We start from the raw sequence: 21,866 nt of genomic DNA, 5'->3' as shown, positions 1-21,866 counted from the left end.
CGCGTATCGGAAAGTTTCCGATGTGGGTTTGGGGGCTTCTGAAACGCCCGCGAATGCGGGAGCCCAGGAAATCCGCAGGACGCGTTCCTGTGTAGGAGCCAGCTTGCTGGCGATCATTGCGGCATATGGGGTGTATCGCCGACAAGCCGGCTCCTACCGGTCTGTGCGTCGACTGCAATCCGTAGGCTGGCGTTGTCGTTGTGATCCGAGAGTGTTGTTGACTCATGCGCCCACGCAGAGCGTGGGTGCTATTTTCGTCCCTGGCTGGTCTGGCGCTGAGCTGGGGTGTTTCACCGTCGCCGTAGGAGCGGATTTATCCGCGATTCTCGGACGCACCCGCTAACGCAGTACGTAGGGTGGGCCGGGCGGCGATCCGCTTCAGCCCACCAAGGTCTGCCGCTGTTGGTGGGCTGAGGCCCACCCCACCACTTGCACGCTTAGAACTGCGTGTCCTGCAAGCCCATCGCGCACCTAGCGCGGATACAGCGGCGGCAGCGCGCTGCTTTCCTGCGGGGCTGCGCTCGGCTCCTGGCTGGCGGGCAGGCTGCGAATGGCTTTCCACAGCTCTTCGCCTTGCCAGAACTGGCCGCTTTCGCTGTACAGGGCACCGTTGAGACCGTCGAGAGCATCCGACAACGGCACGTAGCGCGCGGCCATGTCGGCCAGGGTTTCCGGTTGTTGGCGAGCCCAGGCGTCGAGTGCATGACGAGTGGCCTGGGCATCGCCGGCCTGGCAGGCACGCTTGATGTCGTCGAGCAGCGTGCGCGGGCTCGGGCCACTCTGCGCCGCGCGCTGGATCGCCGGTTGGCGGCGGGCATGCCACCACAAGCCGAAGCCGAGCAGCGTGGCCAAGCTCAGCACAGCGCAGGCCAGCTGCCAGGGCCACAGTTCCGGCCCCTCGATCACCTGGGTCGTCACCATCGGCGTATTGGGTTGTTCATCGTTCTGCAGTTGCGGGTTTTCCGCGACCTGCAGCGTACGGGCGGAGAGGGTGGTGCGCTCCAGCGTGTCGGTCTGGGTGTTCCACCACAGCACTTCCAGGGGCGGCAGATCGAAACTGCCGCTGCGATTGGGTACCAGCGCCTCGCGTTCTTCGCGGGTGCCGATGATGCCCGTCTCGCTCTTCTGGTCGCTCATCTGCGGTTGATCCGGGTAGCGACGCAGGCCGTCGACCTGGGTTGCCGGCAATGGCGGCAGCTGGGCGCTGGAAAGGCCGTCGACCTTGAGAATCAGGCGGCGGGTCAGAGAATCGCCAACCTGGCTCTGCTCCGGTTGCGGGTTCCAGGTCTCCGCCAGGCCCAGGGCACGCGCCGGCAGCCAGGGCGCGTCAGCCGGGTAGTCGGCCGGCTTGGGTTTGACCTGCAGCGGAATGTCCGGTGATTGGACCCGCGAGACCTTGCCGGCACGCGGCCCGAAAGGCAGGAAGTCGTTGCTGCGCGAGCGGTCGACCAGGGTGGCGCTAAAGGTTTGTCCCGGGATCACCAGCGGTCCGCTGCGCTGCGGGTAGATGGCGTATTGCAGCTCGATCACGCCGTGCAGCACGCCGCCGATGCTCTTCTCGTAGGTGCGTGGTTCGCCCAGTTGCTCGACCCGCGCATCCGCTATGCGCAGGGGCGTCAGGCTGCTGTCGTCGTACATGGACACCGAGTGGTAGATGCGCAGGGTCAGCACGGCCTGAGCCTGAACGTAGACGTTGTCCTGATCGAGGCTGGCATCGATGAATACCGGTGCCAGCTGTTCGCCGTTGCCGGCGCTGACGGCTGCCTCGACATTCAGCGTGATCGGCAGGGTTTCGGCGTCTTCCAGGCGGATTGCCGGGATCGTCACCTCGCCGTTGCGGCGTGGCTGCAGGGTCAGGATCCAGCGAGTGCTGGCGCGTGGCGTATCGCCGATGCTGCTCAGGCGATTGACCTGGCGGCTGCCAAGTACCTCGAAGTCTTTATCCAGCGGGCTCAGGTCGGGTCGGCCGAAGCGGGTCGGGTCGGTCGACTCCAGCGTCAGCACCACGGTTTCGCCCTCGCTCAGGCGAGTGCGGTCGACGCTGGCGAAAAAGGCCTCTGCATGGGCCTGCCCCGCGAGCAGTAGAAGAAGCAGGAAGACCAGACGCTTCATTGATTCGAGTCCTGACGCTGTTGCTGTTCGTACCAGAATTTGCGCCGCAGCAGTTCGGCCGGGTCATCCGGGATCTGCCGCAGCCATTGTTCCAGCGCCTGTCGGCGTTCCGCCGCCGTGCCCAGATCGGCTGCCGTGCGGGGTGGCGCAACGGGCTCGGCGTCGCTCGGGAGTTCACTGCTGGTGCTGGGCTGGGTGTCTTCCCCGGCGCCATTGGCGCTGCCCTGTACGTCGCTGTTTTCACTGCTCTCACCGCTACTGCCCGGCTGGGTAGGCTGTGCGGCACTACTCTCGGCGGGCTGGCCGGCCGGCGATTCATTCGGCTGTGACTGCTCGTTGGCGTGTTCCTGCTGCTCGGTCGAATCACCCTCGCCGGATTGCTGCTGATTTTCGCGCTGACGCAGCGCTTGTTCCACCAATGCTTTGTTGTGCTGCGCCGCGGCCAGCTCCGGCTGGCGCTCCAGGGCCTGCTCATAGGCATCCAGCGCTGCCTCCAGTTCGCCGGCCTTGGCCAGGGCATTGCCGCGATTGTAATGATCGGCTGCGCTGTCGCCCTTGGCGAAACGTTCTGCGGCGGCGGCATAATCCTCGGCCTCATAGAGTGCCTTGCCCTGCCACTGTGGATCGACGAAGCGCTGCGCTGCCTCGGCCGGGCGTTGTGCCTGCAGCAGGCGCTGGCCCTGTTGGTCGGGGCGCAGCCAGAGGTCGTCGAGTCCGAAGGCGTGGCTGCTTTGCGGTGGCAGCATCAGCAGCAGGGGCAGGCAGAACAGCCAGCCGCGCCGCCCGGCACAGGCGGCGAGTAACAGCAGGGGCAGCAACAGCCAGTAGCCCTGGTCGACATGGCTGTCGAGCTGCGTTGGCTCGCCGGCAGCGCGCATGGTCTGCGGGCTATCGAGCAGGCCCAGGCGACGCAGGTCTTCATCGTCCAGGCGCATGGAGGCGTAGCGGCCACCGTGGTTTTCTGCGGTCTCCTGCAGGCCGCGTGCATCGAGGCGGGGAATCAGAATGGCGCCGCGCGAATCCTTGAGGAAGCTGCCATCTTCCTGTGCCACGGGTGCGCCTTCGCGACTGCCCACGCCGAGAATCAGCAGGGGTACCGAGTGCTTTTGCAGCGCTTGCTGGATGCCGCTGTGTTCCTCTTCAGAGAGGGTACTGGTGATCAGCAGCAGGCGACCCTGGCCCAGCTGCGCTTGGTCGAGCAGCTGCAGTGCACGCGCCACGGCCAGATCGGCACGGCGACCCGGCTCGGGCATCAGCGAGGGCTTCAGCGCTTCGAGCAAATTACGGCTGGTGGCCAGGTCATCGGACAGCGGCACCAGGCTGTGTGCGCTACCGGCATAGACGATGATCGCCGTCTGTGCATCGCGACGCGCTTCGAGCAGATCGAGCAGCTTGCGCCGGGTCTGTTCCAGGCGGTTGGGGCGACCGTCGGTGGCGAGCATCTGCGGCGTCAGTTCGAGCAGCACCACCAACGGATCGGCAGGCTTCTGGTTGCTCTGCTCGACGCGCTGCCAGCTGGGACCGAGCAGCGCCAGTACGGCCAGCAGCCAGGCCAGGCCGAGTGCCAGCCAGGGCAGCTTGCTGGAGCGGCCGCTGCCACCCTTGAGCAGCGCCTGATGGAAGGCCGCTGGTAACAGGAGTTGCCAGCGCCCGCTCTGGCGCTCGCGATGCCACAGGCGCCAGAGCAGCCAGGCCAACACAGGCACTGCCAGCAGCCACAGTGGGCGCAGCCATTCCGGCCAGAGCAGGCTCATGTACGCCTCCGCAGCCGCTGCAGCAGCTCGGGCCACAGTACCTGACCGACCAGCAGCAGCGAGCCTAGTAGCGCCAGCGCCAGCGGCCAGGGATAGAGGGCCAGGACCGGGCGGGCGAGGGTAGGTTGCTGGGCGACCGGCTCGAGACGGTCGAGGGTCAGTTCGATCTGCTCCAGCTCGGCCTGATTGCGTGCACGGAAATACTCACCGCCAGTGACGTCGGCGATCGCGCGCAGGCTGGTTTCGTCCAGATCCAGGGCGCTGAAGCCGAAGCTGCCGAATGCACCGCTGTGCTGCGGATCGGCGCCGATGCCGATGGCATAGATGCGCACGCCCTCATCGGCGGCCAGTTGCGCGGCGACCATCGGATCGATCTCGCCGCCGTTGTTGGCGCCGTCGGTGATCAGCACCAGCACGCGGCTCTGCGCCGGGCGCTGGCGCAGGCGCTTGACCGCCAGGCCGATGGCATCGCCGATGGCGGTGTTCTTGCCGGCGATGCCGATCATGGCTTCGTCCAGCCAGGTGCGCACCGTGTGACGGTCGAACGTCAGCGGTGCCTGCAGATAGGCCTGGCTGCCGAACAGGATCAGGCCGACGCGATCACCCCGGCGGCCTTCGATGAAGTCGCCGAGCAGGCGCTTGACCAGTTCCAGGCGGCTGATCGGCTCGTCGTCCCACTGCATGTCGGCGTAATCCATCGAGCCGGAGACATCCACCGCCAGCAGCAGGTCGCGGCCGCTAGCCGGCAGCGGCAGCGGCTCACCGACCCACTGCGGTCGTGCGGCGGCGCACAGCAGCAGAAACCAGAGCAGCGCCAGCGGTGCTTGTTGGCGCCAGCTGGGCAGTGCGGCGCGGGCGCGGCGCCCGCTGAGGGCCTGCAATTCGTCGAGAAAGCCGACACGCAGCGCCGCATCGCCGCTGTCGGCTGGAGGCAGCAGCAGGCGCAGCAGCCAGGGCAGCGGCGCGAGCAGAAAGACCCAGAGCCAGGCGAACTCAAACATGCTTGCGAATCCAGATGGTGATGGCCTGATCGAGCTCCACGATGGCCTTGTCGCTCAGCGTGCACTGCGGCCTGTAGCCGCCATCGACGAGGATCATCCAGCGGGTCAGGCCGGCTGCCGGGCAGCGGTTGTCGAGAAACGCCAGCCAGGCGCGGCTGCTCAGGGTGTGGCTGGCGCTCTCTGGATAGCGTTCGCGGCACAGGCGCTTGAGCAGGGCGTTGAGCTGCTGCAGCCAGGGGCCGGCCGGGGCGCCATCGTAGGGTTTGCTCAGGCGCGACAGCTCATCGAGGGCTGCCTGGCGCAGTGGGTCGAGCGCCTGCTCTGTCGTCACCTTGCGCGGGCGCTGCTGCCAGTTATGCAGCAGGCGCCACAGGCCCCAAGCCAGCAGTGGCAGGAGTACCGCGAGCAACCACCAGCCCGGTGCCGGAGGCCACCAGGGCACCGGCGGCGGGTCGATCAGCGGTTGCAACTGGTCGAGGGGATTCATAGGGATTTTCTCGCCTGCAGACCGCTGAGCTGTTCCTTCAACTGCTCGACCAGTTCGAGCTGCGTGCTCAAGGGTAGCAGCGGCACGCCAAGCTTCTGCGCCAGACGCTGCCAGCGCGCTTCACGGGCCAGGGCCTGGTTGCGGTAGGCCTGGCGCAGGTCACCGTTGTGGCTGTCGAGCTCCAGTTGCGCGCCGTTCTGGGTAAAGCGCAGCAGCCCGGCAGCCGGCAGGGCGCGATCGAGTGGATCGGACAGCGGCAGCAACAACAGATCGGTATGGCGCGCGAGCAAGGTGAGTTGCTGCTCGGCGTTGTCGCTCAGCGCACGTTCGTCGCACAGCACGATCACCAGGCTGCCTGGGCGTAGTACTTCGCGAGCGCGGCGCAGGGCTAGGCCGAAGTTGTCGCGGCCCGTGTTGGCCTGGCTCTCCGGGCCGAGCGCCTGGTTGGCACGGGCCAGCAGATTGAGCAGTTGCAGCAGGCTCTGCTTGCTGCGCCGGGGTTTCACTTCGTGATGTTCGTTGTCGGCGAACACCAGGCCGCCGATGCGGTCGTTGTGGCCCAGCGCGGCCCAGCCGATCAGCGCGGCGGCGCGCGCGGCCAGCACCGACTTGAAGCACTGGCCGGAGCCGAAGAACAGGCGCTGGCTCTGCTCGGCGATGATGAAGATGGGGCGTTCGCGCTCTTCGTGAAACAGCTTGGTGTGTGGCTCCTGGGTGCGCGCGGTGACGCGCCAGTCGATGGTGCGCACGTCGTCACCGGCCTGATAGACACGCACTTGGTCGAAGTCCACGCCACGGCCGCGCAGCTTGGAGTGGTGCAGGCCGATCAGCGGGCTGCGCCGAGCCGGTGTGGAGAACAGCGGCACTTCATGCACCTTATGGCGCATGTCGATCAGCTCGCCGAGGGCGATATGGATGCCGGGTTGGCTGGCCGGGATCTGCATGGGCTTCAGCCTGTAGCCCGGATGCAATCCGGGGAGGCAGCGTGATCAGCCCCGGATTGCATCCGGGCTACATGGGACAGGCGCATGGGGCGCGGCTGCATCAAGCCACCGCCACCACGTCGAGGATGCGCTGGATCACGCGATCCTGATCGACGCCCGAGGCTTCGGCCTCGAAGGACAGGATGATGCGGTGGCGCAGCACGTCGAACAGCACCGCCTGGATATCTTCCGGGCTGACGAAGTCACGCCCGGCCAGCCAGGCGTGGGCGCGCGCGCAGCGGTCAAGGGCGATGGAGCCGCGCGGGCTGGCGCCATAGGCGATCCAGTCAGCCAACTCGGCATCGAACTTGGCCGGGGTGCGGCTGGCCATCACCAGTTGCACCAGGTACTCCTCCACCGCATCGGCCATGTACAGGCCGAGGATTGCCTTGCGTGCGGCGAACACCGCCTGCTGGCTGACCCGGTGCTCGGGTTTGGCCTCACCGTTGAGCGCATCACCACGGGCCTGGGCAAGAATCTTGCGCTCCACCGCCGCGTCAGGGAAACCGATTTTCACATGCATCAGAAAACGGTCGAGCTGCGCTTCCGGCAGCGGGTAGGTGCCTTCCTGCTCGATGGGGTTCTGCGTGGCCATGACCAGAAACAGCGGCGACAGGTCGTAAGTCGAGCGGCCCACCGAGACCTGGCGCTCGGCCATGGCCTCGAGCAGTGCCGACTGCACCTTGGCCGGGGCGCGGTTGATCTCGTCGGCCAGCACCAGGTTGTGGAAGATTGGCCCCTGCTGGAACACGAAGCTGCCGGTTTCCGGACGGTAGATCTCGGTGCCGGTGATATCCGCCGGGAGCAGATCCGGGGTGAACTGGATGCGATGGAACTCGCCTTCGATGCCTTCGGCCAGTTCCTTGATCGCCTTGGTCTTGGCCAGGCCGGGGGCGCCTTCGACCAGCAGATGGCCATCGGCGAGCAGGGCGATCAGCAGGCGCTCGATAAGCTTGTCCTGGCCGAGAATCTGGGTGGAGAGAAATTGGCGTAATGCGACCAGCGCTTCACGGTGTTCCATCGTCGGGCTCTTCTGGCGGATGAGCGGGCTTGCGAGGCCGCGCGTGCAGACCACCGACTTTACTGCATTTGCCGCTTGAGCCGCTATCGGCGGCGCGGGTCGTGAACAGTCTGGCAACAGAAATCAGAGGTGCTTTTGCCGCCGTCGTGGCCCTTTGTCCGCCCCGGCGGCTAGCCAGTTTCTGGAGCTGACAGCTTGTCGTGCACCGTATCGGTGCAGCCTTGAAAGAAAATGTCGCAGCGCCGCAAGCGGTTGCAGGCCAACCCTCGTTAAGCTCAACGGCTATGCGTGACTCATTGGTCGCGCCTTTCACGCCGGTCCGCATGCGACTCGTCAGTGTCATCGTCGCTTCATGGACTAACGTTGAACGAGCAGGCCGTCGAAAAACGTAGGCGAGGCAGCCAGTGCAATACCGATGGCGGCCCCGCAAAAACAGGCGAGAAACGACCGGGGTCGCGTTCGACTTTACGAGTTGTAAATGAGCATTTTGATCGGACTCGCGCACGAGCCTGTTTTTAACGCAGCAATGGCAACGCAGGTAGTTTTTCAACGGCCTGCTAATACTCAGCGGCAGCGATCCAGATGTCCTGTCGAACCACCAGTCCAATGGAGCACAACCATGGCGTTCTTTACGGCGGCCAGCAAAGCCGACTTCCAGCACCAACTGCAAGCGGCCCTGGCACAGCACGTGAGTGAGCAGGCGCTGCCACAAGTAGCCCTATTCGCCGAACAGTTCTTCGGCATCATCGCCCTCGAGGAGTTGACCCAGCGGCGCCTGTCCGACCTGGTCGGCTGCACCCTGTCGGCCTGGCGCATGCTGGAGCAGTTCGATCACGCCAAGCCGCAGGTACGCGCGTTCAACCCCGATTACGAGAAGCATGGCTGGCAGTCCACCCACACCGCGGTGGAAATCCTGCATGTTGACATCCCGTTCCTGGTCGATTCCGTGCGCATGGAGCTCAACCGCCACGGCTACAGCATCCACACCCTGCAGAACAGTGTGTTCAGCGTACGCCGCGACAAGAATGGCCAGCTGTTGGAGATCCTCCCGCGTGGTACCCAGGGCGAGGGCGTGCTGCAGGAAGCGTTGATGTTTTTGGAAATCGACCGTTGCTCCAGTGCGGCCGAGCTGAAAACCCTGGAGAAATCCATTCACGAAGTCTTCGGCGACGTGCGTATGAGCGTTGCCGACTTCCAGCCGATGAAGGCCAAGGCGCGTGAGCTGCTGGCCTGGCTGGATCGCGCCAAGCTCAAGGTGGACAAGACCGAGCTGGATGAAATCAAGGTCTTCCTTGGCTGGTTGCTGGACAACCATTTCACCTTCCTCGGCTATGAGGAATTCACCGTCGTGCCGACCGCCGATGGCGGCAGCATGGTCTACGACGAGAAATCCCTGCTCGGCCTGTCCAAGCGCCTGCGCACCGGCTTGTCCGTCGAGGAGCTGCATATCGAACCGGAGGCCGTGGCCTACCTGCGCGAGCCGCAGCTGTTGTCTTTCGCAAAGGCCGCAGTGCCGAGCCGTGTGCACCGTCCGGCCTACCCGGATTTCGTCTCCATCCGTGAGCTCGATGCCAAGGGCAATGTGATCAAGGAATGCCGTTTCATGGGGCTGTACACTTCGGCGGTGTACGCCGAGAGCGTGTGTAACATCCCCTACATCCGCCGCAAGGTGGACGTGATCAAGCAGCGTTCGGGCTTCGACAGCAGTGCTCACCTGGGCAAGGAACTGGCCCAGGTGCTGGAAGTGCTGCCGCGTGATGACCTATTCCAGACCCCGGTGGATGACCTGTTCAACACCGTGCTGTCCATCGTGCAGATTCAGGAGCGCAACAAGATCCGCGTGTTCCTACGCCGCGATCCCTATGGCCGCTTCTGCTACTGCCTGGCCTATGTGCCGCGCGACGTCTACTCCACCGAAACCCGGATGAAGATCCAGCAGGTGCTGATGGAGCGCCTGCAGGCCACCGATTGCGAGTTCTGGACCTTCTTTTCCGAATCGGTACTGGCGCGCGTGCAGTTCATCCTGCGCGTCGACCCGAAGAACAAGACCCAGATCGACCCCGTGCTTCTGGAGAAGGAGGTCATCCAGGCCTGCCGTTCGTGGAAGGACGATTACGCCAGCCTGATGGTGGAAAGCCTCGGCGAGGCGCAGGGCACCAACGTGCTGGCCGAGTTCCCCGGCGGCTTCCCGGCCGGTTACCGCGAGCGTTTCGCCCCGCACTCGGCGGTGGTGGACATGCAGCACCTGCTCAGCCTGAGCAACGACAAGCCGCTGGTGATGAGCTTCTACCAGCCGCTGGCGCAGGGCGACCAGCAACTGCACTGCAAGCTGTACCACGCCGACACGCCGCTGCCGCTGTCCGACGTGCTACCGATTCTGGAGAACCTTGGCCTGCGTGTGCTCGGCGAGTTCCCCTACAAGCTGCGTCGTGCCGATGGCCGCGAGTTCTGGATTCACGACTTCGCCTTCACCTACGCCGAAGGCCTCGATGTCGACATCCAGCAGCTCAACGACACCCTGCAAGACGCCTTCATTCACATCGTCGGCGGCGATGCCGAGAACGATGCGTTCAACCGTCTGGTGCTGACTACTGCTATGCCCTGGCGCGACGTTGCTTTGCTGCGCGCCTATGCGCGTTATCTCAAGCAGATTCGCCTGGGCTTCGACCTCATTTACATCGCCGCGACCCTGATTAACCATGCCGATATCGCCAAGGAGCTGGTGCGCCTGTTCCGCACCCGTTTTTACCTCGCGCGCAAGCTCACCGCCGAGGATCTGGAAGACAAGCAGCAGAAGCTCGAACAGGCCATCCTCGCCGCGCTGGACAACGTCGCCGTGCTCAACGAAGACCGCATCCTGCGTCGCTACCTGGACCTGATCAAGGCGACCCTGCGTACCAACTTCTTCCAGACCGACGCCAACGGCGCGGCCAAATCCTATTTCAGCTTCAAGCTCAGCCCGCGCCTGATCCCGGAAATCCCACGGCCGGTGCCGAAGTTCGAGATCTTCGTCTACAGCCCGCGCGTCGAGGGCGTGCACCTGCGCTTCGGCGACGTCGCCCGCGGCGGCCTGCGCTGGTCGGACCGCGAAGAAGACTTCCGCACCGAAGTGCTGGGCCTGGTCAAGGCGCAACAGGTGAAGAACGCGGTGATCGTGCCGATGGGCGCCAAGGGTGGTTTCGTGCCGCGCCGTATGCCGCTTGGCGGTTCGCGTGACGAGGTGATGGCCGAGGGCATCGCCTGCTACCGCATCTTCATCAGCGGCCTGCTGGATATCACCGACAACCTCAAGGAAGGCGAGGTGGTGCCGCCGGTGGGCGTGGTGCGCCACGACGCCGACGATCCCTATCTGGTGGTGGCGGCGGACAAGGGCACGGCGACCTTCTCCGACATCGCCAACGGCATCGCTGCCGAGTACGGCTTCTGGCTCGGCGACGCCTTCGCCTCCGGCGGCTCGGCCGGCTATGACCACAAGGGCATGGGCATCACCGCCAAGGGTGCCTGGGTCTCGGTGCAGCGTCACTTCCGCGAGCGCGGCATCGACGTGCAGAAGGACAACGTCACCGTGATCGGCATCGGCGACATGGCCGGCGACGTGTTCGGCAACGGCATGCTGCTGTCGGACAAGCTGCAACTGGTGGCCGCCTTCAACCACATGCACATCTTTATCGACCCAAACCCGGATGCGGCCAAGAGCTTCGCCGAGCGCAAGCGTCTGTTCGAGCTGCCGCGTTCGAGCTGGGCCGACTACGACGCCAAGCTCATTTCCGAAGGTGGCGGCATCTTCCTGCGCAGCGCCAAGAGCATCACCATTACCCCGCAGATGAAGGCGCGCTTTGATATCGCCGCCGACAAGCTGGCGCCCACCGAGCTGCTCAACGTGCTGCTCAAGGCCCCGGTCGACCTGCTGTGGAACGGCGGCATTGGCACTTACGTCAAGTCGAGCAAGGAAAGTCACGCTGACGTCGGCGACAAGGCCAACGACGCTTTGCGCGTGGATGGCTGCGAGCTGCGCGCCAAGGTGGTGGGCGAGGGCGGCAACCTGGGCATGACCCAGCTCGGTCGCGTCGAGTTCGGCCTGCATGGCGGCGCCAGCAACACCGACTTCATCGACAACGCCGGCGGCGTGGACTGCTCCGACCACGAAGTGAACATCAAGATCCTGCTCGGTGAAATCGTCGCTGCCGGCGATATGACCGGCAAACAGCGCAACAAGCTGCTGGCCGAGATGACCGACGATGTGTCCGAGCTGGTACTCGGCAACAACTACAAGCAGACCCAGGCGTTGTCGCTGGCCGAGCGTCGTGCCCGCGAGCGCATCAGCGAATACAAGCGCCTGATGAATGCGCTGGAGGCTGCCGGCAAGCTGGATCGTGCGCTGGAGTTTCTGCCGTCTGATGAAGAACTTAACGAGCGCGCGGCCAGTGGCCGTGGCCTGACTCGTCCGGAACTGTCGGTATTGATCTCCTACAGCAAGATCGACCTCAAGGAGTCGCTGCTCAAATCCCAGGTGCCGGATGACGACTACCTGGCGCGCGAGATGGAAACCGCCTTCCCGGCGATCCTCACCGAGAAGTTCGGCGATGCCATGCGTCGCCATCGCCTCAAGCGCGAGATCGTCAGCACGCAGATCGCCAACGATCTGGTCAACCACATGGGCATCACCTTCGTGCAACGCCTGAAGGAGTCCACCGGCATGAGTGCGGCCAACGTCGCCGGCGCCTACGTGATCGTGCGTGACCTGTTCCGCCTGCCGCACTGGTGGGCGCAGATCGAGGCGCTGGACTACAAGGTGCCGGCCGAGCTGCAGTTGCAGCTGATGGACGAGTTGATGCGCCTGGGCCGTCGCGCGACGCGCTGGTTCCTGCGCAGCCGCCGTAACGAGCTGGACGCTGCCCGTGATGTGGCGCATTTCGCACCGCGTATCGAGGCGCTGGTCGGCCGTCTGGACGAACTGCTCGAAGGCCCGGCCCGTGAGCAGTGGCTGGCGCGCTACCAGAGCTTCGTCGAGGCCGGTACGCCGGAGGAGCTGGCGCGCGTGGTCGCCGGCACCAGCCATCTGTACACGCTGCTGCCGATCATCGAAGCGGCGGATGTCACCGGCAAGGACACCAGTGAGGTGGCGACGGCCTACTTCGCCGTGGGCGGTGCGCTTGAGCTGTCTTGGTACCTGCAGCAGATCACTAACCTGCCGGTGGAGAACAACTGGCAGGCGCTGGCCCGCGAGGCCTTCCGTGACGATCTGGACTGGCAGCAGCGTGCGATTACCGTGTCGGTGCTGCAGATGGCTGACGGTCCGCAGGAGATCGAAGCGCGCGTGGCCCTGTGGCTCGATCAGCATCAACGCCTGGTCGACCGCTGGAAGGCGATGCTGACCGAGCTGCGTTCGGCGACCGGCACCGACTACGCCATGTACGCGGTGGCCAACCGCGAGCTGATGGACCTGGCGCAAAGCGCCTGAGCCGTGCGCTGAAAGAAAAGAGCCCCGCCAAGTGCGTAATGCTGTTCACTTAAGAAACGGTCGAGCTCGATCAGTCCCCTCGCCCCTCCGGGGAGAGGGTTAGGGAGAGGGGGAAACTGGCAGTTTTGAGGTGTTTTCTGCCCTCTCCCCCAGCCCCTCTCCCATAAATGGGAGAGGGGAGCCAAACGTGTGCAACCTTAAGTGAACAGCATTACGCCAAGTGCGGGGCTTCTTTTTGTAGGGCGGTATTCACAGGCTTACGTAGCCCAATGAAATCCGGGGAATTTGCCGCCGATGTCCCGGATTGCATCTGCGCTACCACGCCGTTATCGGTGCGCGCACCGCACCGCCATGCTCCGGATCAGCGCAGCATCTGCTCGACCAGGCGCTTCTCCTCGGAGAGCTCGCGCTGACGGGCATCGATGCGCGAGGCCAGCTGGAAGTTGTTGCTGGCGCGGCGCTTGGCGAAGTCCAGCTGCTCGATGGCCTGGTTGTAGTCGCCGACCAGGGCGAAGAACTCCGCGCGTGCCTGGTGCAGGCCGATGGTATTGCCACTCAGGCCACGCACCTCGGCGACCTGATACCAGACGTCCGGGTCCTTGGCGCGAGTCTTGAGCAGATTGTCCAGGGCGCGCTCGGCATCGGCGATGCGTTGCTGCTTGAGCAGCAGATCGACGCGAGCCTGCTGCAACGGGTAGTTGCTCGGGTAGTGGGTGAACATGCGCTCCAGACGACGCTCGGCGGCGTCCAGGCGATTGGCCGCCATATCCAGCTCGATCTGCGCCAGGTTGTAGGTGATGTCGTCCGGGCTCTTGCTCAGTAGCGGCGCCAGGGTTTCACCGGCTTCGGCGAGTTGGCCGGTTTTCATCTGCGCCAGTACCAGGCCGTAGCGTGCGGCATCGAGGCCAGGGTTCTCGTCGAGCATGGCGCGAAAGCGCTTGGCCGCAACGCCCGGCGTCTCTTCGTAGGTCAGTTGCACGCGGGCGCGCATCAACTGGTAGCGCAAGCTGTCTGCGCGGCCTGTGGCCGGGTACTGCTCGGCGCGGTTGCGGGTGTCGGCAATACGCGATTCCGACACCGGGTGGGTCAGCAGGAATTCCGGCGGGCGGGCGTCGTAACGGTACTGACGCATCAGCCGTTCGAACATCAGCGGCATGGCGCGTGGGTCGTAGCCGGCCTTTTCCAGGTTGACCAGGCCAATGCGGTCGGCCTCCTGTTCGTTCTGCCGGGAGAAACGCCGTTGTTCCTGAATGGCAGCGGCCTGGGTCGACATGATCGCTGCCATGCCGGCATCGCCGGCGCCGGCCGCCGCGGCGACAATGCCGGCGAGCATGGCCGCCATCATTGGCAGCTGCATGCGTTGCTGGGCCTCGACGCCACGGGCGAAGTGGCGCTGCGACAAGTGCGCCAATTCGTGCGCCATGACCGAGGCGTATTCGGCTTCGGTCTGCGCATAGAGGAACAGGCCGCCGTTGACCCCGACGATTCCGCCCGGTGCGGCAAAGGCGTTGAGTTGCGGGCTGTTGAGCAGGACGAACTCCAGGCGGCGGTCCTGCAGCTGGCTGGTTTCCGACAGGCGATAGACGCTGGACTCGACGAAATCCTTCAGTTGCGGGTCGTCCAGCTGCGAAACCTGACCACGCAGCAGGCCGAGCCAGGCACGGCCGAGCTGGTGTTCTTGCTGGGGCGAGACGATCGAGGAGCTGGCGTCGCCTAGCGACGGCAGGTCACTGGCACCCGTGTGGGCGGCGAACAGGCAGGCCAGCGTCAGCAGGGTGGGGCGCAGAAAAGTCATGCACTCAGGGCTCTCGGGCGGCAAAGGCGTTACTGTAGCCGGCCAGCTACCGCGCTGGCCAGGGTTGTGGCGGCTTGGGTATCCTAGCCGACCTATCAGGAGTAGACGATGACAGACGTACCGGCTTTCGATGCTGAACTCGATGCCTGCGGGCTGAACTGCCCGCTGCCCTTGCTCAAGGCCAAGCTCGAGCTCAATCACCTGGCCAGTGGCGCGGTGCTCAAGGTCAGCGCCACTGACGCCGGCTCGCAGCGCGACTTTCGCGCTTTCGCCAGCCTGGCCGGGCATGCCCTGCTGCACGAAGAGGTGGAGGGCGGGGTGTACCGTTACTGGCTGCGCAAGGCTTGAGAGCCAGTTCATGATCTGCTGCGCTAAACAGGCTCGGAATGCTCATGTACAAAAGTACACTCCGCTTTCTCGCCTGTTTTTGCCTTGCATAGCTCTAGCTCGCGAGATCGTGAACAGGTTCTGCAACCGCTGTAGCGGAATGAAACATATGCGCTGTCGCCGTTCGCCGGCCGTGCACGTCATTTTTCACGCACCTGGCGTACGAGTGAGCCGGTATTTTCCCGGGTTAAGGAATTCTGATGGTCAAGGTTTTACGCGATTGGCTGCACCGCTACTTCTCCGACGAGCAGGCGGTGGTGCTGTTGGTGCTCGGTTTCGCCGTGGTGCTGACCCGGCATGCTCGCGCAGGTGCTCGCCGTGTGGCTGGTGTTCACCCTGTTCATGGGCGGCCTCACGGTGTTTTTGCTGGTGCTGATGCCGCTGCTCTGGCAGCAGTTGAGCACGCTGTTCAATGAACTGCCGCGTATGGCTGCCGAATGGCAATCGGTGTTCCTGCTGCTGGAGCGTTAACCGAACCTGATCACCTACGCGCAGGTCGTGCAACTGATCGACAGTATGCGCGGCGAAGCTGGCAAGTTCGGGCAGTGGGCGCTGTCGTTCTCCCTGTCCTGCCTGCCGATGCTGGTCAGCGTGATGATCTACCTGGTACTGGTGCCGATTCTGGTGTTCTTCTTCCTCGAGGACCGCGAGCAGATCGGTCAGTGGTTTCGCAGCTACCTGCCGCGCGAGCGCTCACTGATTACCCAGGTGGCGCAGGAAATGAACCAGCAGATCGCCAACTACATCCGTGGCAAGTTCATCGAGATCATCATCTGCGGCGTGGTCACCTATATCGCCTTCGCCTACCTGGGCCTCAATTACGCCGCGCTGCTGGCCCTGCTGGTCGGCCTGTCGGTGGTGGTGCCTTATATCGGCGCGGTGGTGGTGACCGTGCCGGTGGCGCTGATCGGCCTGTTCCAGTGGGGCTGGAGCGATCAGTTCCTCTACCTGGTGGTGGTCTACGGGATCATCCAGGCGCTCGATGGCAACGTGCTGGTGCCGCTGTTGTTCTCCGAGGCGGTCAACCTGCATCCGGTGGCGATCATCTGCGCGGTGCTGCTGTTCGGCGGGCTGTGGGGCTTCTGGGGCGTGTTCTTGGCCATTCCGCTGGCGACCCTGTTCAAGGCCGTGATCAACGCCTGGCCGCGTACCGAGCCGGTGTCCGCCGAATAAGGCGTCGATGGCAAAGGCTGTGCCTGGAATAAGGGTTCCAGCGCGGCCTTGCGTAGGAGCCCCGCCCCGGGGCGAAGCTCGTCAATTGCGCGCCATCCATGTTCGCGGCGGGGCGCCGCTCCTACAAATACGGCGCGTAGATGCTTGGCTGAGCGCCGGGTTTTGCACAGCTCAAACCAGGCTACCTCCCAACAAAAACGCCGCGACGGCCATTGGCCGTCGCGGCGTTTCATGTGCAGGGCAGGGGGTCAGCCTTTGTTCAGGGCTTCGGCGGCTGCCAGCACCTTGTCGACATGGCCGGCGACCTTGACGTTGCGCCACTCTTCACGCAACACGCCGTCCTTATCAATGAGGAAGGTACTGCGCACGATGCCCATGTATTCCTTGCCGTAGTTCTTCTTCAACTGGTACACGCCGAACAGGTCGCACAGTTGGTGCTCTTCGTCGCTGATCAGCTCGAAGGGGAACGCCTGCTTGCACTTGAAGCTTTCGTGCTTCTTCAGGCTGTCCATCGACACGCCGAAGATCAGCGTGTTGGCCGCCTTGAACTGCTCGAAGCGAGCGCTGAAGTCCATACCCTCGGTGGTGCAGCCCGGGGTCGCGTCCTTCGGGTAGAAATACAGCACGACCTGCTGGCCCTTGAGGTCGGACAGCTTTACCTGCTGGCCACTGGTGGCCTCGGCCTGGAAGTCGGCAACGGCTTTGTCGAGTTCAACGGGCATGGAAACTCCTTGCGTGCGGCTATCAGGGATTCTGCGGGCGCCAAGGTTCGATCAAGGCATCAAGATTCAGCGCATCGGCGAAATCGAGGAACTGATCGCGCAGCCAGCTGATCTGTGTGCCGGCCGGCAGCGTCACGGTCAGGGTGGCGTTGAGCATGGTGCCGCCGGTCTGCGGCGCCTGGTAGGTGTCGCAGGTCAGGGCTTCCAGCTCGACGCGGTGGTCGATGAAGAACTGGCATAGCTCGTTGAGAATGTCCGGGCGGTACACCGCGCTGACGTAAGCTACATATGGCAGCGCCTGCGGGCGCACTTCGGCGGCAGCGCTGCGCGCCAGATCCACGCTGAAATCATGCTTCTTGGCCAGCAGCGGCAGGCTCGACTCCAGGCGCGCCAGGGCATCCCAGCTACCGGACACCTGCAGCACCAGGGCGCTGAATTCACCGTGACGGCTCAGGCGAGTGCTGATCACCGCACAACGGTTCTCATGGCTGGTGCGGCTGAGCAGGTTGGTCAGGGCCATGGCATCGCGGCCGAGAGCGCTGATGACGAGGAATTGTTCGCGAACGAGGGGGGTGGACATGCAGCCTTCCTAAAGCGATGAACGGTCCACGCGCGAGAAGCCGCAGACCAAAGACAGCAGGTTAGCGAAAAGCACCGCCGAGGGGAATGGCGAAGCCTTGTGCATCGGACGACGGCCTGCGCCGATAGCCGGTCGCGGAAAACGCAGGTAGTGTTCAAACGACCTGATAAGCCCTTGTCCGTTGCTTGTGCCGGATTGGTGGCACCAGTACCATTACGGCTCAATTTTTCCGGCAGGAGCGGTTGCATGATTGCGGGCAGTATGGTGGCACTGGTCACGCCCATGGATGCGCAGGGTGGTCTGGATTGGGAGGCCCTGAGCAAATTGGTGGATTTCCACCTGCAAGAGGGCACCAATGCCATCGTCGCGGTCGGCACCACGGGTGAGTCCGCCACGCTGGAAGTGCCCGAGCACATCGAAGTGATCAAGCGCGTGGTCAAGCAGGTTGCCGGCCGTATCCCGGTGATCGCCGGCACCGGCGGCAACTCCACCCGTGAATCGGTCGAGCTGACCCGTGCCGCTCAGGAAGTCGGCGCCGACGCCGCCCTGCTGGTCACCCCGTACTACAACAAGCCGACCCAGGAAGGCCTGTACCTGCACTTCCGCCATATCGCCGAAGCCGTCTCGATCCCGCAGATTCTCTACAACGTGCCGGGCCGTACCGTGTGCGACATGCTGCCGGAGACTGTCGAGCGCCTGTCGAAGATCGACAACATCATCGGCATCAAGGAAGCCACTGGCGACCTGCAGCGCGCTCAGGACGTGCTGGATCGCGTCAGCAAGGATTTCCTCGTCTACTCCGGTGACGACGCCACCGCTGTCGAGCTGATGCTGCTGGGTGGCAAGGGCAACATCTCCGTCACCGCCAACGTTGCGCCGCGTGCGATGAGCGATCTGTGCGCCGCCGCCATGCGTGGCGAGGCTGCCATCGCCCGTGCCATCAACGACCGTCTGATGCCGCTGCACAAGGCACTGTTCCTCGAATCCAACCCGATTCCGGTGAAATGGGCGCTGCACGAAATGGGCCTGATGGGCGACGGTATTCGTCTGCCGCTGACCTGGCTCAGCCCGCGCTGTCACGAACCGCTGCGCCAGGCCATGCGCCAGTGCGGTGTATTGGCTTAACTCAAGGATTCTACGCATGAAGCGACTGGCCGGATTTTCCGCCCTTGCTCTGATCGTCTCCAGCACCAGCGGTTGTGGCTGGCTCTGGGGTGAAAATGGCTACTTCCGTGATCGCGGTAGCGACTACCTGGAAGCACGCCAGACTGCACCGATGCAATTGCCGGCCAACGTCCAGGCCAAGCGCCTCGACCCGCTGCTGCCGGTGCCTGCCCAGGTAGCCAGCACCACCGAAACCTCCGGCAAGTTCGACGTACCGCGCCCACAAGGCCTGCAGGTGCGTGCCGACGAGCGCGAGTTCAGCCTGCAGCGTAGCGGCGACTCGCGTTGGGTCGTGGCCCAGCGTGTGCCGGCCGAAGTCTGGCCGCTGGCGCGTCAGTTCTTCGAAGACAACGGTTTCCGCATCGCCAGCGAGCGTCCGCAAACCGGCGAATTCATCACCTCCTGGCAGCGTTTCGATGAGCTCTCCACGAGCATGGCGCGCCGTCTGAGCAGCCGCGTTTCCGGCGTTGCGCCGGACGCCGAAACCCGCGTACGCGTGCGCATCGAGCCGGGCGTGCAGCGCAACACCAGTGAAGTCTTCGTCACCAGCGCCGAGCGTCCTGCCGGCAGCACTGCCGATGTCGATTTCGCTGCCCGTAGCGGCAACGCCAGCCTCGAAGCTGCACTGCTCGACGAAATGCTGGTGAGCATGGCCCGTGGCGTGGAGCAGGGCGGCTCGGTATCGCTGCTCGCCGCACGCGACTACGATGCGCCCAGCCGCGTCAGCCTGAGCGAAGACGGCAACGGCAACCCGGTGCTCAACCTCGGCGCCGATTTCGACCGCGCCTGGTCCGGCGTCGGCCGTTCGCTGGAGCTCGGCAACGTGCGCGTCGACGACCTCAACCGCAGCCTTGGCCTGTACTACATCAACATGGCCGAAGGTGCTCAGATCAACGAAGAGAAGCCAGGCTTCTTCGGTCGCCTGTTCGGCAGCGCGCCGAGCAAGGAAGAGATCGAAGCCCGCGCCGAGCGCTATCAGGTGCGCCTGACCCCGGTTGGCGATGGCGTCCAGGTCACCGTGGAAAAAGACCTCAACACCGTAGCCCCGGCCGACGTATCACGCCGCGTGCTGAGCCTGATCCAGGATAATCTCGGCTGATCGGCGCCAGCAGGTCGTTGAAAAATGGCCTGCAGCGCGCTCCAGCCGTTAATCGATGGGCGAAACCCGCAAAGGTTTCGCCTTGTTAGTGTGAAAGTCGCGCAGCGACGTCTTCCTTCAGTCCTTCTCCCTCCGGGAGAAGGTGGCGCGAAGCGCCGGATGAGGGAGGGCATGCCGCGAAGGCTTTCATCATTCGGGATGCCTCTCGCGGCATACCCGTTTGCCAGAAACGGAAATGCCGACATGAGCACACCCACCACCCTGAGCCTGAAGAAGATCTACTCGGGCAAGGTCCGCGACCTCTACGAAATCGACGACAAGCGCATGCTGATGGTGGCCACCGATCGTCTGTCGGCATTCGACGTCATCCTCGAACAACCGATTCCGGAGAAGGGCAAGATCCTCACCGCCATCTCCAACTTCTGGTTCGACAAGCTGGCTGGCGTGGTGCCCAACCACTTCACCGGTGACAAGGTCGAAGACGTCGTGTCCGCCGCCGAGCTGCCTCTAGTGGAAGGCCGTGCGGTCGTCGCCAAGCGCCTCAAGCCGGTCGCCGTGGAAGCCATCGTGCGCGGCTACATCGTCGGCTCCGGTTGGAAGGAATACCAGAAGAGCGGCACCGTCTGCGGCATCGCCCTGCCGGCAGGCCTGAAGGAAGCAGCCAAACTGCCGCAACCGATCTTCACCCCCTCGACCAAGGCCGCCGTGGGCGATCATGACGAGAACATCAGCTTCGCGCAGTGTGAAGCCATCATCGGCACCGAACTGGCTGCCCAGGTGCGCGACACTGCAATCAAGCTGTACACCACGGCTGTCGAGTACGCCGCTACCCGCGGCATCATCATCGCCGACACCAAGTTCGAATTCGGTCTGGACGAAGACGGCACCCTGACCCTGATGGACGAAGTGCTGACCCCGGACTCCAGCCGCTTCTGGCCGGCCGACAGCTACGCCGAAGGCAGCAACCCGCCGAGCTTCGACAAGCAGTTCGTGCGCGACTGGCTGGAATCCACCGGCTGGAACAAGCAAGCCCCGGCCCCGGCCGTACCGGCAGACGTCGTGCAAAAAACCGCTGACAAGTACCGCGAAGCGCTGACCCGCCTGACCGCCTGAGCCCTGCGAGAGAAGGCCGGGCAGCCCCTGACTTTTTCACAAGCGCCTGATAGAACACGAAAAATTTTCAAAATAAGCTTCGCCAAAGCGCATTCAGCTGTTATGATTCGCGCCGCTTGGGAAGATGCCGGAGTGGTCGAACGGGACGGATTCGAAATCCGTTGTGTCAGCAATGGCACCTAGGGTTCAAATCCCTATCTTCCCGCCATACTAAAAAGCCCCGTAATTCAATGAGTTACGGGGCTTTTTCTTGTCTTTGAGAAAGTGAAAAAATGCTTGGGGCAAAATTGGGGGCAAATGGGGGCAAAATCCAGTCCTTCCAGACCGCTATACCCCGCCCCAATCCTCCCCAAATCCCATCTTCTCTGACACCGCACTGCCCATCCGTTTGGTATCAGTCGGGATCAGCTTTCCATAGTGTTTCTTAATCATGGCCGTGTCGGCATGGCCCAGCTGTTTCGCTAGCCACTCCAGTTCGACGTGGCAGGACAAGGCCTGGCTCGCATACGTATGACGGCATTGGTTGATGCCCCGATGGCTCACCTTGGACTTGACCAGGTGATCCTTGAACCATTCATCCAGGTGGTCAGGGTGCCATGCCATACCCGTCGTCCAGTCCCGGAACAGGAAGGTGACGCACTCGGATTCACTGGTCAGATTGTCGCGCTGGGTGACCTCAATCTGTTGGGCCAGGCAACCGGTGGTGTCTTGCAGGATGAGTTCCATCAACTCCGCTGCTGGCTTGATCAGCTCAACATAGCGCTCACGCTTTTCTTCTTTCGGAATACGGTAGATACCGTCCACGTAGGCGCGGCGTACATGGATTAGCTTGTTATCGAGATCTACGTCCTCACGGGCCAGTGCCATCAGTTCAGAGCGTGATAGGCCGGCCCAGCAATTCATCACGACCACGCGCGCCTCGCGAAGCCTCAGAGGATCTGCATGCTGGATCCTTTTGATTTCAGCGCGGGTGAACGGGTCTGCCAGGCTTTTGTATTTTACTTTGTGGTTGTG

The 21,866-nt window shown here is 63.8% G+C and carries 15 protein-coding genes, 1 tRNA gene and 1 pseudogene; 7 read left to right on the top strand and 10 right to left on the bottom strand.

Annotation, left to right across the window (positions count from 1 at the left end):
• Nucleotides 1-471 precede the first annotated feature (471 nt).
• The 6 genes from N5J71_RS20345 to N5J71_RS20320 form a co-directional block, all read right to left on the bottom strand.
• Nucleotides 472-2,112, bottom strand: a complete 1,641-nt coding sequence (locus N5J71_RS20345) for a BatD family protein (protein WP_084342419.1) — start codon at nt 2,110-2,112, stop codon at nt 472-474.
• Nucleotides 2,109-3,866 (bottom strand): VWA domain-containing protein, encoded by a 1,758-nt coding sequence (locus N5J71_RS20340; RefSeq protein ID WP_279917537.1) that lies wholly within the window; start codon nt 3,864-3,866, stop codon nt 2,109-2,111. Before N5J71_RS20340 ends, N5J71_RS20345 begins: the two co-directional genes overlap by 4 nt.
• Nucleotides 3,863-4,867 carry a vWA domain-containing protein gene (locus N5J71_RS20335; protein WP_003460616.1) on the bottom strand — a complete coding sequence of 335 codons (1,005 nt, stop codon included), beginning with the start codon at nt 4,865-4,867 and terminating at the stop codon, nt 3,863-3,865. The genes N5J71_RS20340 and N5J71_RS20335 overlap by 4 nt, the downstream gene beginning before the upstream one ends.
• Nucleotides 4,860-5,354 (bottom strand): DUF4381 domain-containing protein, encoded by a 495-nt coding sequence (locus tag N5J71_RS20330; RefSeq protein WP_003460617.1) that lies wholly within the window; start codon nt 5,352-5,354, stop codon nt 4,860-4,862. Before N5J71_RS20330 ends, N5J71_RS20335 begins: the two co-directional genes overlap by 8 nt.
• A complete protein-coding gene (locus N5J71_RS20325) occupies nt 5,351-6,298 on the bottom strand; it encodes a DUF58 domain-containing protein (RefSeq protein WP_084342421.1) in 948 nt (315 codons plus the stop codon). The genes N5J71_RS20330 and N5J71_RS20325 overlap by 4 nt, the downstream gene beginning before the upstream one ends.
• A gap of 100 nt (nt 6,299-6,398) precedes the next feature.
• The gene (locus tag N5J71_RS20320; RefSeq protein WP_279917535.1) at nt 6,399-7,358 is read right to left on the bottom strand and encodes an AAA family ATPase; all 960 of its coding nucleotides are present in this window, start codon (nt 7,356-7,358) and stop codon (nt 6,399-6,401) included.
• A gap of 619 nt (nt 7,359-7,977) precedes the next feature.
• Here N5J71_RS20320 and N5J71_RS20315 point away from each other — a divergent pair.
• A complete protein-coding gene (locus N5J71_RS20315; RefSeq protein ID WP_279917533.1) occupies nt 7,978-12,819 on the top strand; it encodes an NAD-glutamate dehydrogenase in 4,842 nt (1,613 codons plus the stop codon).
• 361 nt (nt 12,820-13,180) lie between these two features.
• On the opposite strand, the gene N5J71_RS20310 is transcribed toward N5J71_RS20315, so the two are convergent.
• Entirely contained in the window at nt 13,181-14,614 is a 1,434-nt protein-coding gene (locus N5J71_RS20310; RefSeq protein WP_074856757.1) for a M48 family metalloprotease, read from the bottom strand.
• 108 nt (nt 14,615-14,722) lie between these two features.
• On the opposite strand from N5J71_RS20310, the gene N5J71_RS20305 reads away from it, so the two are divergent.
• Together N5J71_RS20305 and N5J71_RS20300 are read left to right on the top strand one after the other, a co-directional pair.
• Nucleotides 14,723-14,962: a sulfurtransferase TusA family protein gene (locus N5J71_RS20305; protein WP_084342373.1), complete on the top strand. Its 240-nt coding sequence runs from the start codon at nt 14,723-14,725 to the stop codon at nt 14,960-14,962.
• 239 nt (nt 14,963-15,201) lie between these two features.
• A pseudogene (locus N5J71_RS20300) lies at nt 15,202-16,174 on the top strand (AI-2E family transporter).
• 248 nt (nt 16,175-16,422) lie between these two features.
• Here the strand turns inward: N5J71_RS20300 and N5J71_RS20295 are convergent.
• Both N5J71_RS20295 and N5J71_RS20290 read right to left on the bottom strand, forming a co-directional pair.
• Nucleotides 16,423-16,896, bottom strand: a complete 474-nt coding sequence (locus tag N5J71_RS20295; RefSeq protein ID WP_003460629.1) for a peroxiredoxin — start codon at nt 16,894-16,896, stop codon at nt 16,423-16,425.
• A 22-nt stretch (nt 16,897-16,918) separates the two neighbouring features.
• On the bottom strand, nt 16,919-17,476 hold the full coding sequence (locus N5J71_RS20290) for a glycine cleavage system transcriptional repressor (protein ID WP_003460630.1): 558 nt from the start codon (nt 17,474-17,476) through the stop codon (nt 16,919-16,921).
• A 246-nt stretch (nt 17,477-17,722) separates the two neighbouring features.
• Here N5J71_RS20290 and dapA point away from each other — a divergent pair, with 246 nt between their 5' ends.
• The 4 genes from dapA (at nt 17,723) to N5J71_RS20270 (ending at nt 21,060) form a co-directional block, all read left to right on the top strand.
• Nucleotides 17,723-18,601: a 4-hydroxy-tetrahydrodipicolinate synthase gene (gene dapA, locus N5J71_RS20285; RefSeq protein ID WP_003460631.1), complete on the top strand. Its 879-nt coding sequence runs from the start codon at nt 17,723-17,725 to the stop codon at nt 18,599-18,601.
• A gap of 16 nt (nt 18,602-18,617) precedes the next feature.
• Nucleotides 18,618-19,739, top strand: a complete 1,122-nt coding sequence (gene bamC / locus N5J71_RS20280; protein WP_279917532.1) for an NlpB/DapX family lipoprotein — start codon at nt 18,618-18,620, stop codon at nt 19,737-19,739.
• Nucleotides 19,740-19,937: 198 nt separating this feature from the next.
• Complete coding sequence (locus N5J71_RS20275; RefSeq protein WP_371254448.1) at nt 19,938-20,852, top strand: phosphoribosylaminoimidazolesuccinocarboxamide synthase; 915 nt, start codon at nt 19,938-19,940, stop codon at nt 20,850-20,852.
• Between the two features lie 118 nt (nt 20,853-20,970).
• A tRNA-Ser gene (locus N5J71_RS20270) sits at nt 20,971-21,060 on the top strand.
• 119 nt (nt 21,061-21,179) lie between these two features.
• Here N5J71_RS20270 and N5J71_RS20265 read toward each other — a convergent pair.
• On the bottom strand, nt 21,180-21,866 hold a 687-nt coding region (locus tag N5J71_RS20265; protein WP_279917531.1), incomplete at its 5' end, for a tyrosine-type recombinase/integrase.

This window comes from Ectopseudomonas oleovorans (assembly GCF_029845265.1).
Taxonomy (GTDB): domain Bacteria; phylum Pseudomonadota; class Gammaproteobacteria; order Pseudomonadales; family Pseudomonadaceae; genus Aquipseudomonas; species Aquipseudomonas oleovorans.
Note: the sequence above shows the minus strand (reverse complement) of the source record. Positions and strands in the feature narration are given on the sequence as shown.